Source organism: Burkholderia latens (genome assembly GCF_902499045.1).
Taxonomy (GTDB): Bacteria; Pseudomonadota; Gammaproteobacteria; order Burkholderiales; family Burkholderiaceae; genus Burkholderia; species Burkholderia latens.
Window position 1 is genome coordinate 37,967 of the sequence record NZ_CABVPL010000005.1, and the last position, 12,471, is coordinate 50,437.

Consider the following 12,471-nt stretch of genomic DNA (forward strand, 5'->3'; position numbering starts at 1 on the left):
GCCGCGGCCTGGGTGCCGATGTGTCGGCGCACACGCGGCCGATCGGCGACGCCGCTCCGCTCACTTCATGCAGGCAGACGAACCGATCGTGAATGCCATCGCTTCAGCCGCGCCGGCCGCCGTCTCGACCGGCGGCGCATCGCCCGGCACCTTCTCCCGCCCGCTCGACACGCTCGCGCGGCCGCTGCGCGATCTGCGGCTATCCGTCATCGACCAATGCAATTTCCGCTGCGGCTATTGCATGCCGCGCGACAGCTTCGGCCACGACTATGCGTTCATGCCGTCCTCCGAGCGGCTGTCGTTCGCGCAGCTCGAGAACGTCGCGCGCGCGTTCGTGTCGCTCGGCGTCGAGAAGATTCGCCTGACCGGCGGCGAGCCGCTGCTGCGCCGCAATCTCGAAGCGCTGATCGAACGGCTCGCGGCGTTGACGACCGTCGGCGGCAAGCCCGTCGAACTCGCGCTGACGACCAACGGTTCGCTGCTTGCCGCGAAGGCACGGTCGCTGCGCGACGCGGGCCTGTCGCGCGTGACCGTGAGCCTCGATGCGATCGACGATGCGGTGTTTCGCCGGATGAGCGATGCGGACGTGCCCGTCGCCCGCGTGCTGGCCGGGATCGAGGCCGCGCACGCAGTCGGGCTCGCGCCCGTGAAGGTCAATGCGGTGATCGAGCGCGGCGCGAACGACGACCAGATCCTGCCGCTCGTGCGGCACTTCCGTCACAGCGGCGTGGCCGTGCGCTTCATCGAATACATGGACGTCGGCGGCGCGAGCGCGTGGGCGAGCGACAAGGTCGTGTCGGCCGCGCAGATGCGCGAACGCATCGAAGCGAGCTATCCGCTCGTGCTCGTCGGCGAGCCGGGGCACGACGCCACCGCGATCCGCTGCCGGCACATCGACGGCGCGGGTGAAGTCGGTTTCATCGCGAGCGTGTCGCATCCGTTCTGCGGCACGTGTTCGCGCGCCCGCGTGTCGGCCGACGGTCAGCTCTATACGTGCCTGTTCGCGACGCAGGGCACCGATCTTCGGCCATGGCTCGACGACGATGCATCGATCGACCATCTTGCCGACGTCGTGCGCGCGCGCTGGACACGACGGGACGACCGCTATTCCGAGCGGCGGGCCTCGCGTGCGGCCCGGCCCTCCGGCAAGACCTATCCGACCGTGCGCATGTCGCTCGTCGGCGGCTGACGGCTGCCGCGCGAAGCGGCGCGCACCGCTTACTGGAGAACCGTCATGACGAGTTTCACCGAATCCCGTGCCGCGCTCCCCGACGATCCGTCGCACGGACGCGCACATTCCGAACCGTCCGATCCGCATGCGGAGCCGCCGCCCGCGATCGCGGCCGGCTTCGAGGTGCGCGTGCAGTATGCGGCGATCGACGCCGGCGCGGAGATCGCGCCGATCGTTCGCAATCCGAATGTCGGCGCGGTCGTGAATTTCCTCGGCGTCGTGCGCAACGAAGGGGACGTCGACGACGTGGTCGCACTCGAAGTCGAGCACTATCCGACGATGACCGAGCAGGCACTGTGGAGCATCGTCGAGGAAGCGAGCGCGCGCTGGCGGCTCGAAGCGATCAGGATCGTGCACCGTGTCGGGCGCATTCCGCTCGGCCACCCGGTCGTGATCGTCGTGGTGGCTGCCGCGCATCGCGCAGCCGCGTTCGATGCCTGCGAGTTCATCATGGATTTCCTGAAGACGCATGCGCCGTTCTGGAAGAAGGAAATCCGGCACGACGGCGTGGCCGGGTGGGTCGAGCCGAAGGCGCATGACGATCAGGCGATGCGGCGCTGGGGTTGAACGTCCGGCCATGCCGCTTCGATTCCCGCGATTTCGCTCTGGATAACGTAATGAAACTGACGATCAAATACTTTGCGAGCATTCGCGAGCAACTGGACATCGACGAGGAAGTCGTCGACATCGATGCGCACGAACTCACCGTCGACGCGTTGCGCGGCACGCTCGCCGCGCGCGACGCGCGCAGCGCGGAAGCGCTTCGGATGGACCGGCCGGTGCGGGCGGCCGTGAATCTGGAGATGGTGACCGGCGGGTTCGTCGTGCGGGAGGACAGCGAGGTGGCGTTCTTTCCGCCGGTGACGGGCGGGTGACGGGCGAGCGCGGCCGTGCCGGCAACCGCTGGTGTCGGCGGGAAGATGCATTCCGCATCGCGGAGGCCCACAGGGAACGCCCGACACCAGCGATCGCGACGGCAACGCTTTCGTCGTCTGCCCGGTGCCGTTCATGACGGGAGCGGTTGTCCGATCGGATCTCGGGAGGCCGAATCAAGCGATCGCGAACGTGAAGCGCGGCGCAGCACGACGATCAGCAATATCGGCAACAGGATGGTTCCCCATTGTCCGAGCGACGGCCTGAAGACGGCCAGGAACGACAGCATCGGCAGCAACCACACCAGCACGATGACCACGCACTCGACGCGGCTCCATGGACGGTGCGTTTTGGCGTCGACGCCGAGATAAACGATCGGCAAGATCAACCACGCCAGATCGTAGTAAACAAGGTACGGCTGGGCGAGCAACGTCGTCACGATGAGCGCGGCTGAGCGCACCTCGATGCGGACCCTGCGCCGCCACAGGATCGCCGTCGCCACCACAGCCGGCACCGCGACCGCGCCATGGAATGCGTAAGCGGCCGGCAAGCTTGCTCCCAGTCGTCGCGCGATCGCGAACGTGGTCGGCATCGCACTCCAGATACCGCCCGCGCCATGCTGCACGATGGACGTGTTGAACCATGACAGCGCGTCGAAGAACCTGAGCCAGAGCGGCAGTCCGAATACGAGTTCGCTTACGGCGCAAAACAGGACACCTGTCACGGCCATTGCGCCGAATGCGCGAAAGTGCCGGCCACACACCAGCATCAACGGAACGAGCACCGCCAGTTGCGGTTTGATCACCAGCATGCCGGCACACACGCCGGCCAGCACCGGGCGACGCTCGAGCAGTCCCAACGCGCCGGCCGCGAGCGCCAACGTGAGAAGCGAGTTTTGGCCGCACACCGCGGCGACCCAGATGCCCGGAAAGGCCACGACCGGAATCCACGGCAGCGCGCCCTTTCTCACCGCCGGCGCGCACGCGGCCACCGTACCAGCGATACCGATGCACACGAACAGCAAATACGATGCAAGGTACGGCAGCAGCGCCAGCGGATAGATCAACAGTTGAAACGTCGGCGGATAAACCCACGGCGCGTACATGCGTTCCAGCGGAATATCGGGTAGCAATGCGGCTTGTACGGCGAACAACTGCCGCGGATCGAACGCGTGGATCGCGCCGCTATGCAGCGACACGTAAGAAGCACTCCAGTACACGCGGAAATCGAGGCCCAGCGGCGGAACGCCGCGGATATGCAACACCCAGTGCGATACAGCCCACGTTCCGATGAGAATGAGCTGGTAAGCCAATAGTGCGGCGCTGTAAAGAACGACTCTTTCCCGGGTCAACCGCCGCTGACGCGGGGCCGACGACCGGTCGACTGCCGGATCGGTTGCTATTGGCATCGTTTTCTCGGCGGGTGTTTTCGCGCATTCTGCCATCGGCCAAATCGCGGCAACAAGCTATCGTGTTCCCGCAGGAAACCGGACGGACGCGCATACCGCCGACGTCATCTCGCCAACGCGCGATCGGCGCGCCCGACGACCGCGCGATGGGCGACGTCAGCTGACGGCGCGCCGTTTTTCACGTCGCGAAGTCCGAACGCGCCGCTTCCGCCATCCGTCGCGGCTACTCGCCATGTCGAGCGTGCAAATCCGTGCACGCGAGCCAACTCTTATATAAGACATAAGACATTTGACGCCTGACCATATTGCGATTAGAATCCCGTCGAAAGCAGTGAAGCAGTGTCCGGAACAGCAGCTTCGGCGTGCCTGGAAAGCCCTTCCCCTGAAACGCAATCTCAGCAGGTCCCCCCATGCTTGAAAACTTTCGTGCTCACGTGGCCGCCCGCGCCGCGCTCGGTATTCCCCCCCTGCCGCTGACGGCCCAGCAAACCGCCGAACTGGTGGAACTGCTGACGAACCCGCCCGCAGGCGAAGAGCAGACGCTGCTCGACCTGATCACCCATCGCGTCCCGGCCGGCGTCGACGAAGCCGCTCGCGTGAAGGCCGGCTTCCTGGCGGCCGTCGCAAAGGGCGAGACGGCCTGCCCGCTGATCTCGCGCGAACGCGCGACCGAGCTCCTCGGCACGATGCTCGGCGGCTACAACATCCAGCCGCTGATCGAGCTGCTGTCCGACGAAGCCGTCGCCGCGGTGGCTGCCGACGCGCTGAAGAAAACCCTGCTGATGTTCGACCAGTTCCACGACGTGAAGGAACTCGCCGACAAGGGCAACGGGCACGCGAAGGCCGTGCTGCAGAGCTGGGCCGATGCCGAATGGTTCACGAGCCGTCCGGAAGTGCCGGAAAGCCTGACCATCACCGTGTTCAAGGTGACGGGCGAAACCAACACCGACGACCTGTCGCCGGCGCCGGACGCCACCACCCGCCCGGACATCCCGATGCACGCGCTCGCGATGCTGAAGAACGCCCGGCCGGGCATCACGCCGGAAGAAGACGGCAAGCGCGGCCCGGTCAAGTTCATCGAATCGCTGAAGGAAAAGGGTCACCTGGTCGCGTACGTGGGCGACGTGGTCGGCACCGGCTCCTCGCGCAAGTCGGCCACCAACTCGGTGCTGTGGTTCACCGGCGAAGACATCCCGTTCGTCCCGAACAAGCGCTTCGGCGGCGTGTGCCTGGGCGGCAAGATCGCCCCGATCTTCTACAACACGATGGAAGATGCCGGCGCGCTGCCGATCGAACTCGACGTGTCGCAGATGAACATGGGCGACGTGGTCGAACTGCGCCCGTACGAAGGCAAGGCGCTGAAAGACGGCAAGGTCATCGCCGAATTCCAGGTGAAGTCCGACGTGCTGTTCGACGAAGTGCGCGCCGGCGGCCGCATTCCGCTGATCATCGGCCGCGGCCTGACTGCGAAGGCGCGTGAAGCGCTCGGCCTGCCGCCGTCGACGCTGTTCCGCCTGCCGCACCAGCCGGCCGACAGCGGCAAGGGCTTCTCGCTCGCGCAGAAGATGGTCGGCCGCGCGTGCGGTCTGCCGGAAGGCCAGGGCGTGCGCCCGGGCACGTACTGCGAACCGAAGATGACGTCGGTCGGCTCGCAGGACACGACGGGCCCGATGACCCGCGACGAACTGAAGGACCTCGCGTGCCTCGGCTTCTCGGCCGACCTGGTGATGCAGTCGTTCTGCCACACCGCCGCGTATCCGAAGCCGGTCGACGTGAAGACGCACCAGACGCTGCCGAACTTCATCAGCACGCGCGGCGGCATCGCGCTGCGTCCGGGCGACGGCGTGATCCACTCGTGGCTGAACCGCATGCTGCTGCCCGACACCGTCGGCACCGGCGGCGACTCGCACACGCGCTTCCCGATCGGCATCAGCTTCCCGGCAGGCTCGGGCCTGGTCGCGTTCGCGGCCGCCACCGGCACGATGCCGCTCGACATGCCGGAATCGGTGCTGGTCCGCTTCAAGGGCAAGATGCAGCCGGGCGTCACGCTGCGCGACCTCGTCAACGCGATTCCGCTGTACGCGATCAAGCAAGGCATGCTGACGGTCGCGAAGCAAGGCAAGAAGAACATCTTCTCGGGCCGCATCCTCGAAATCGAAGGCCTTCCCGACCTGAAGGTCGAGCAGGCGTTCGAGCTGTCGGATGCGTCGGCGGAGCGTTCGGCCGCCGGTTGCACGGTGCGTCTGAACAAGGAACCGATCATCGAATACCTGAACAGCAACATCACGCTGCTCAAGTGGATGATCGCGCAGGGCTACCAGGATCCGCGCAGCCTGCAGCGCCGTATCGCGGCGATGGAACAGTGGCTGGCCGACCCGCAACTGCTCGCGCCCGATGCCGACGCCGAATACGCAGCCGTCATCGAGATCGACCTCGCCGACATCCACGAGCCGATCGTTGCATGCCCGAACGACCCGGACGACGTGAAGACGCTGTCCGACGTCGCAGGCGCGAAGATCGACGAAGTGTTCATCGGCTCGTGCATGACCAACATCGGTCACTTCCGTGCCGCATCGAAGCTGCTGGAAGGCAAGCGCGACATTCCGGTCAAGCTGTGGGTCGCGCCGCCGACCAAGATGGACCAGAAGCAGTTGACGGAAGAAGGCCACTACGGCGTGTTCGGCACGGCCGGCGCGCGCACCGAAATGCCGGGCTGCTCGCTGTGCATGGGTAATCAGGCACAGGTGCGCGAAGGCGCGACGGTGATGTCGACGTCGACCCGCAACTTCCCGAACCGTCTGGGCAAGAACACGAACGTGTATCTCGGCTCGGCGGAACTGGCGGCGATCTGCTCGCGTCTGGGCAAGATCCCGACCAAGGAAGAATACATGGCCGACATGGGCGTGCTCACCGCGAACGGCGACAAGATCTACCAGTACATGAACTTCGACCAGATCGAAGACTTCAAGGAAGTCGCCGACACCGTGCAGATCTAAGCATGCTGTCGCGCTGCGGCGGGCCGCGCCCGTCGTAGCGACACGAAATGGCGCCGCGGGCTGAATGCCTGCGGCGCTTTTTTTTGCCCATCCCGGTTCGATCGAGGGATGGTCGCCCGCAGGATCGACAGAAGGCCTGTCATCCCCTCCCCGATCGGATCGACACGTTGACATAGGAACTGATCGGTCCATATAATGAAGCCAAATTGCAGGAGATCTCATCGATGGCACATCCGACCGGTCTTGGACGTCCGCGCGAATTCGAGCTGGACGACGCCGCGCGCGACGCGATGCAAGTCTTCTGGGACCGCGGCTACGAAGGTGCATCGCTGCCGGATCTGATCGCCGGCACCGGCTTGTCGCGCGGCAGCCTCTACAAGGCGTTCGGAGACAAGAAAGGGCTGCTGCTGGCGGCGCTCGACCTGTATATGGCCGACGGGCTCAAGGCAACCGCCGACATCCTGTCGCAGCCGGGCGCGGTGAAGGACGCGATCCGCGATTCGCTGCTGCGCTATGCGCGTCTTTCCGTCGGCGAGGCCGGCCGGCGCGGCTGCCTCGTGGTCGCGATGACCACTGAAATGGCGGCCCGCGATCCGGATGTCGCGGAGCGCACGGCCCGCATGTTCCGGCGTTTGCAGCAGCTTTATGCCGGCGCGATCGTGCGCGGGCAAGCGAGCGGCGAAATTGCCGAACGCGACGAACAGGCGCTTGCACGTTTTCTGGTCTGTCAGATCGAGGGAATGCGCGTGCTGGGCAAAACCGGCGTGCCGGAGGCGGACATGCTCGCGCTCGTCGACAACACGATGCGCATTCTCGATTAATTTTTTGACCAATTTGGAACTGATTGGTCCCATATGGAGGCTTGCTCATGACCCGAAACGATTCCGTCTCGCCCGACCCGCGCCGCTGGGCAATGTTCTCGGTCCTGCTCGTCGGCGCATTCCTGCCTCCGCTGGACTTCTTCATCGTCAATGTCGCGCTGCCGTCGATCCGGACGGAATTGGGCGCGTCGGCTTCGGCCGAGCAGTTCGTCATCTCGTCGTACGCGGGCCTGTACGCCGTGACGCTGATTACCGGCGGGCGGCTCGGAGACCTGTTCGGGCGCGGACGCATGTTCTTTCTCGGGCTGATCGGATTCGCGACGGCATCGGTGCTGTGCGGCCTCGCGAGTTCGCCGTGGACACTCATCGTGGGCCGCGCCTTGCAGGGGCTGACGGCGGCGGTCATGGCGCCGCAGGCGCTCGCGTCGATCCAGGCGATCTTCCCCGAATCGGAAAAGCCGCTCGCGCTCAGCCTGTACGGCGCGGTCTTCGGCCTCGCCGCGGTCGTCGGGCAAGCGCTCGGCGGCATTCTGATTTCGCTGAATCTGCTGGGCCTCGGCTGGCGGACGATCTTCCTCGTCAACCTGCCGCTGGCGATCCTGGTCATGCTGTTCGGTATCCCGCTGCTGAAGGAAACGCGCGCGCAGCATGCACGCAAGCTCGATCTCGGCGGCACGGCGCTGTCGATGGCAACGCTGGGCGCGCTGGTCGTGCCGTTGATCGAAGGGCGCGACGCAGGCTGGCCGGCATCGGCCTGGCTGTCGTTGACGGCGGTACCGGCGCTCGGATGGTTCTTCTGGCGCTACGAGAGCCGGCTCGCCCGCAGCGGCGGCGCCCCGCTGCTCGATCCGGCCGCGCTGCGCGCGCCCGGGCTGGGCCGAGCGCTGCTGATCGCGCTGTTGCTGTACTCGATCGGCGCGTTCTTCCTGCTGTTTTCGATCTATCTGCAAAGCGCATTGCACGTCGATGCGCTGAGCACGGGCCTCGTGTTCCTGCCGTTCGGCGTGGGCTTTCTGCTCGGGCCCTTGTCGACTCCGTACTGGTCGCGCGTCCTCGGCACGTACGTCAATCCGTTCGGCATGGGCCTCGAGGTCGCCGGCCTCGTCGGTCTGGCCGGATTGATCGCCGCGACGCCGCTCGGCATGCCGCTCGCTGCGATCCCGCTTACCGCCGCCCTGTTCGTCATCGGTTTCGGGCAAGGGCTCGCGCTGCCGACGCTGATGCGAATGGTCACAGGCCGCGTCGCACCGGCGCTGTCGGGCATGATCGCCGGCATCGCCAGTTCGACGCTGCAGGTCAGCACGTCGCTCAGCGTCGCGATCATCGGCGGAATTTTCTATACGGTCCTCGGCCCGCGCCAGGATTCCGCCGCGATTGCGCATGCGTTCATCGTCGCGATTCTCGGTATCGCGTTCTTCCTGAGCATCGGCGCGGGATTGGGCATCTCGCTCGGCCGGACAACGGCGGGGCGCCCCGCCGTCAGTTCCCATACCAGAACGACGTTCGGCACCGAACGCAACGGGCCGTGATGCCGGCCGTGACGTGAAACCGTTCGCGCGCCCCGCCGCATGAAAACCACTTGCTCCGTCAGCCTGCAGCGCCAGCTGCGCGAGCCGACGCGCGCGTTACCGCATGCACGAAGCCGCGAGCTTGCCCACCGCAATCACTGCCTGCTCGATCTCCGGCGACCAAGGGCTGCTGTAGTTCAACCGGATGAAGTTCCGGTAGTTGTCGGTGATCGAGAACATGTAGCCGGGGCCGATCGTGATCCCCTGCTCCAGCGCGAGCTGATACAGGCGCATCGCATCGACCATCGGCGGCAACTCGACCCACAGCACGTAACCGCCCGCCGGGCTCGAGATGCGCGTGCCCTCCGGGAAGAACCGCGACACCATCGCGCGCATCAGGTTCGCCTGCTGCGCGTACGCCTTGCGAATCCGCCGCAGATGATGCTCGTAGCCGTCGCGTTCGAGGAACTCGGCGATCGCGAGCTGCGGCAGCGACGGCGTCGCCAGCGTATTCAGGAACTTCAGCTTCTCGACCTGTTCGCGATAGCGGCCCGGCAACGCCCAGCCGATCCGGTAGGCGGCCGTCAGGCTCTTCGAGAACGACGCGCAGTGCAGCACGATCCCGTTGGGGTCATGGGACTTCAGCGTGCTCGGGTGCGAATCGCCGAAATACAGTTCGTTATACACACCGTTTTCGATGATCGGCATGTCGACCCGCGTCGCGAATTCGACCAGTTCACGCTTGCGCTCGTCCGGCATCTGGAAGCCGAGCGGGTTCTGGAAGTTCGGCATCACCATGCACGCGGCGATCGGCTGCGACTTCGCGATCGCGGCCAGCGCCGCGATGTCGATCCCGTATTCCGGGTGCGTGGCCACTTCGATCGCCTTCATCCCCATTCGCTCGATCGCGTGCAGCATCGCGTAGAACGTCGGCGACTCCACCGCGATCGTGTCGCCCGGTTTCGCAACCGCCTGCAGGCACAGGTTGATCGCCTCGGTCGCGCCCACCGTCACGATGATCTCGTTCGGATCCACCGACATCCCGTTCTCCAGGTAGCGCCGCGCGATCTGACGAATCAGCCGCGGATGGCCGGGCGGCAGCCCGTCCGTCACGCCCCACAGCGACTTGTTGCGGCCGGCGGCATACGCGTAGCGGTTCAGCTTTTCGAACGGGAACAGGCTCGGGTCCGGATACGGCGAGCCGAGCGGCACCGCGTCGTCCGCGCCGATCGAGCGCAGCGTCGACAGCACGAGCCGGCTCATGTCGACCGACGACGAGATCGCGATCGGCTTCGACGGCCGCAACTCGCGCACCGGCGCGTGGTTATCGTCGTGCCGCAGGTTCACGAAGTAGCCCGACTGCGGCCGGCTCTCCAGCAGCCCGCGGCTTTCGAGCAGCAGATACGCGTGCAGCACGGTCGTGATGCTGATCCGGTGCTGCTGGCTCGCCTGCCGCACCGACGGAATCCGGTCGCCGTGCCGGTAGACGCCCTGCCGGATCAGGCGCTCGATGTCGTCCGCGAGTTTTTCATAGAGCTTCATCGCGCGCTCCCCGCCGGCTCGCGCATGCGCGCCGCCGCTCCGGGCACGTCCGACTCGCGCGCGTTCCGGCCCTCGACCGGGCCGTCGTGACGCCTGATTGCTCCCTCCGGTTTTGCCTTTTCCATCGCAGTGGCTCGCTTTTAAAGATGCGCCGAGCGCCCCGTGATGTCGGGGCGCGCGGCACTGTGCACTTGATGATGGAATCTTAAAAGCAGAACAGTTTGGGCGAAGTACACACATCGGATATGCACACAAGAGTACAGTTCGGCGCGAATTCGAGCGCTCCGGCGAACTGTACGTCTTAAGAATGGGGTCGGCGGACCGGTACCGGATGATCGGGCGGCGCGTGGTGAGCGCGTGGTGGTGGCGCTTCAGTGCGCGATTCGCGTCCGCAGCAGAATGGCGCCGAAACGATACGGCGGCCCAGGGAGGCGATCGCGCGGCCCGACTTCAGCACGATGGCAGGCGCGATATGCATGTACCGCCGCGTTGAACTCGCACGCGATCGCGCTGCATCGCGCGCCTGGGCGGAGACGGGTCATCGCACGCCGACGCAGTTCGATGGAACACGGCGCTCGGGCGCGCCAATCGGCGGATGTGAGCGCTGATGAGTGCTGGCCCTGCCGGACAGGAGAACCCGACGCAAACAGCGCGCGTCAGATCGAACCGAACAGCGCCCGCGGCCGGTCCTTCAGCGTGCCGGCCAGAATCCGCAGCCCGTTCACGAGTTCGTCGCGCGTGGCCGGACAAGCGAGGTTGATGCGCACGCCGTGCTCGATTTCCGCGCGATCGACCGCGAACGTCGACGACGGCATAACGATCACACCGCGTGCCTTCGCGTTCGCGGCGAAGTCGTCGGCACGCCACGGCGGCGGCAGCCGCAGCCACACGAACATGCACGCGGGGTCCGCTTTCAACTGGCCGGCCGGCAGCAGTTCCCGAGCAAGATCGACGCGCGCCCGGATCTCGGCGAGCTGCGCGCCCATGATCTGCTCGGCGGTGCCGTTCTCGATCCACATCGTCGCGATCAGCATCGACGTCGGCGCGGGCATCCATGCGGTGGTGCGCACGGCTTCCGCACACAGCGCGACGCTGTCGCGCGGGCAACTCAGGTAGCCGAGGCGCAGCCCCGGCGCAAGAATCTTCGACGTCGCGCCGATATGGAACGTGAGTTCGGGACACAATCCCGCGATCGCCGGCAACCGGTCGCGCACGAGCGGTCCGTACACGTCGTCCTCGATGATCGTCACGTGATGGCGGCGCGCGATGTCGACGAGCGCCATGCGGCGCGCGAGACTCATCGTCGTCACGGTCGGGTTCTGCAGGTTCGGCACGACGAAGATGGCCTTCACGGGCATGCGCTCGCAGATCCGCTCGATCTCGTCGGGCAGCAGGCCGTCGTCGTCGGCCGGCGCGCTGACGATCTCGAACTGAAACACCGGCGCGAGCGCCTTCAGCCCGTAATACGTGAGCCGATCGGCGACGATCACGCCGTCGGTGCCGATCAGGCTGTTCAGCACCGCGTAAAGCCCGTGCTGCGCACCGCTCGTGACGACCACCTGGTCGCGCGACGGCGCGAAGCCGGGCGCGGCGAGCCACTGCGCGCCCGCCGCGCGCGCCCACTCGGGCCCCTGCGGCGGCTGGTATTCCTGCAGCGACGCGAAGCGCGGATCGGCCGGCAGCGCGCCGAACGTCTGCGCGAGGCTCGCGAGAAACTCGCCGGTCGCGGGCCGGTTCACCGTCAGGTCGATCACGCCGTTGCCGGCCGCGAGCGACGCACGGGCGGGCTCGATGCTGGGCATCGCGCCGCCGGTGACGAGCGAGCCGCGCCGCTTGCTGCCGATCACGAGGCCGCGCAGTTGCAGCTCCTTGTAGGCACGCGACACCGTCGACACGTTGATGCCGAGTTCCGTCGCGAGCTGGCGCTGCGGCGGCAGGCGGCTGCCCGGCGGGTAGATGCCGTTGCGGATTTCCGCTTCGATCGAGCTCGATACCTCGATATAGGTCGGCCGCTTCGCCGGCGCCGGTGCACCGTTATCGCGCTCGCCGGAAAGTTTGTCTGCTGCCATCTATCGCCTGTACCCACACAAAA

The 12,471-nt window shown here is 66.3% G+C and carries 9 protein-coding genes; 6 read left to right on the forward strand and 3 right to left on the reverse strand.

The genetic code is table 11. The annotated features are described in order from the left end of the window. Positions 1-67 precede the first annotated feature (67 nt). Genes moaA through BSE24067_RS05305 form a run of 3 tightly spaced genes read left to right on the forward strand, consistent with a single transcriptional unit; the run spans position 68 to position 2,106 of the window. Positions 68-1,189 (forward strand): GTP 3',8-cyclase MoaA, encoded by a 1,122-nt coding sequence (moaA, locus tag BSE24067_RS05295; RefSeq protein ID WP_151068415.1) that lies wholly within the window; start codon positions 68-70, stop codon positions 1,187-1,189. A gap of 45 nt (positions 1,190-1,234) precedes the next feature. Beyond that, a complete protein-coding gene (locus tag BSE24067_RS05300; RefSeq protein WP_151068414.1) occupies positions 1,235-1,798 on the forward strand; it encodes a molybdenum cofactor biosynthesis protein MoaE in 564 nt (187 codons plus the stop codon). Between the two features lie 50 nt (positions 1,799-1,848). Continuing rightward, positions 1,849-2,106 carry a MoaD/ThiS family protein gene (locus BSE24067_RS05305; protein WP_151068413.1) on the forward strand — a complete coding sequence of 86 codons (258 nt, stop codon included), beginning with the start codon at positions 1,849-1,851 and terminating at the stop codon, positions 2,104-2,106. A gap of 131 nt (positions 2,107-2,237) precedes the next feature. Here the strand turns inward: BSE24067_RS05305 and BSE24067_RS05310 are convergent, their stop codons facing one another. Continuing rightward, positions 2,238-3,512 carry a glycosyltransferase family 87 protein gene (locus tag BSE24067_RS05310; protein WP_151068412.1) on the reverse strand — a complete coding sequence of 425 codons (1,275 nt, stop codon included), beginning with the start codon at positions 3,510-3,512 and terminating at the stop codon, positions 2,238-2,240. A 410-nt stretch (positions 3,513-3,922) separates the two neighbouring features. Between BSE24067_RS05310 and acnB the strand changes: the two genes are divergently transcribed. The 3 genes from acnB to BSE24067_RS05325 all read left to right on the forward strand — a co-directional run bounded on the left by acnB (position 3,923) and on the right by BSE24067_RS05325 (position 8,858). Further along, on the forward strand, positions 3,923-6,508 hold the full coding sequence (acnB, locus tag BSE24067_RS05315; protein ID WP_151068411.1) for a bifunctional aconitate hydratase 2/2-methylisocitrate dehydratase: 2,586 nt from the start codon (positions 3,923-3,925) through the stop codon (positions 6,506-6,508). Between the two features lie 224 nt (positions 6,509-6,732). After that, on the forward strand, positions 6,733-7,329 hold the full coding sequence (locus tag BSE24067_RS05320) for a TetR/AcrR family transcriptional regulator (protein ID WP_151068410.1): 597 nt from the start codon (positions 6,733-6,735) through the stop codon (positions 7,327-7,329). Between the two features lie 47 nt (positions 7,330-7,376). Next, positions 7,377-8,858 (forward strand): MFS transporter, encoded by a 1,482-nt coding sequence (locus BSE24067_RS05325; protein ID WP_151068409.1) that lies wholly within the window; start codon positions 7,377-7,379, stop codon positions 8,856-8,858. A gap of 96 nt (positions 8,859-8,954) precedes the next feature. Here BSE24067_RS05325 and BSE24067_RS05330 read toward each other — a convergent pair whose 3' ends face one another. Next, positions 8,955-10,379, reverse strand: a complete 1,425-nt coding sequence (locus BSE24067_RS05330; RefSeq protein WP_174904705.1) for an aminotransferase-like domain-containing protein — start codon at positions 10,377-10,379, stop codon at positions 8,955-8,957. Positions 10,380-11,035: 656 nt separating this feature from the next. Then, positions 11,036-12,448 carry an aminotransferase-like domain-containing protein gene (locus BSE24067_RS05335; RefSeq protein WP_151067182.1) on the reverse strand — a complete coding sequence of 471 codons (1,413 nt, stop codon included), beginning with the start codon at positions 12,446-12,448 and terminating at the stop codon, positions 11,036-11,038. Positions 12,449-12,471: the final 23 nt, after the last annotated feature.

Coding starts and splice junctions, on each gene's coding strand:
- BSE24067_RS05320 (WP_151068410.1), top strand. CDS start 6,733: ATGGCACATCCGACCGGTCTTGGACGTCCGCGCGAATTCGAGCTGGAC.
- BSE24067_RS05325 (WP_151068409.1), top strand. CDS start 7,377: ATGACCCGAAACGATTCCGTCTCGCCCGACCCGCGCCGCTGGGCAATG.
- BSE24067_RS05305 (WP_151068413.1), top strand. CDS start 1,849: ATGAAACTGACGATCAAATACTTTGCGAGCATTCGCGAGCAACTGGAC.
- BSE24067_RS05310 (WP_151068412.1), bottom strand. CDS start 3,512: ATGCCAATAGCAACCGATCCGGCAGTCGACCGGTCGTCGGCCCCGCGT.
- BSE24067_RS05330 (WP_174904705.1), bottom strand. CDS start 10,379: ATGAAGCTCTATGAAAAACTCGCGGACGACATCGAGCGCCTGATCCGG.
- moaA (WP_151068415.1), top strand. CDS start 68: ATGCAGGCAGACGAACCGATCGTGAATGCCATCGCTTCAGCCGCGCCG.
- BSE24067_RS05300 (WP_151068414.1), top strand. CDS start 1,235: ATGACGAGTTTCACCGAATCCCGTGCCGCGCTCCCCGACGATCCGTCG.
- BSE24067_RS05335 (WP_151067182.1), bottom strand. CDS start 12,448: ATGGCAGCAGACAAACTTTCCGGCGAGCGCGATAACGGTGCACCGGCG.
- acnB (WP_151068411.1), top strand. CDS start 3,923: ATGCTTGAAAACTTTCGTGCTCACGTGGCCGCCCGCGCCGCGCTCGGT.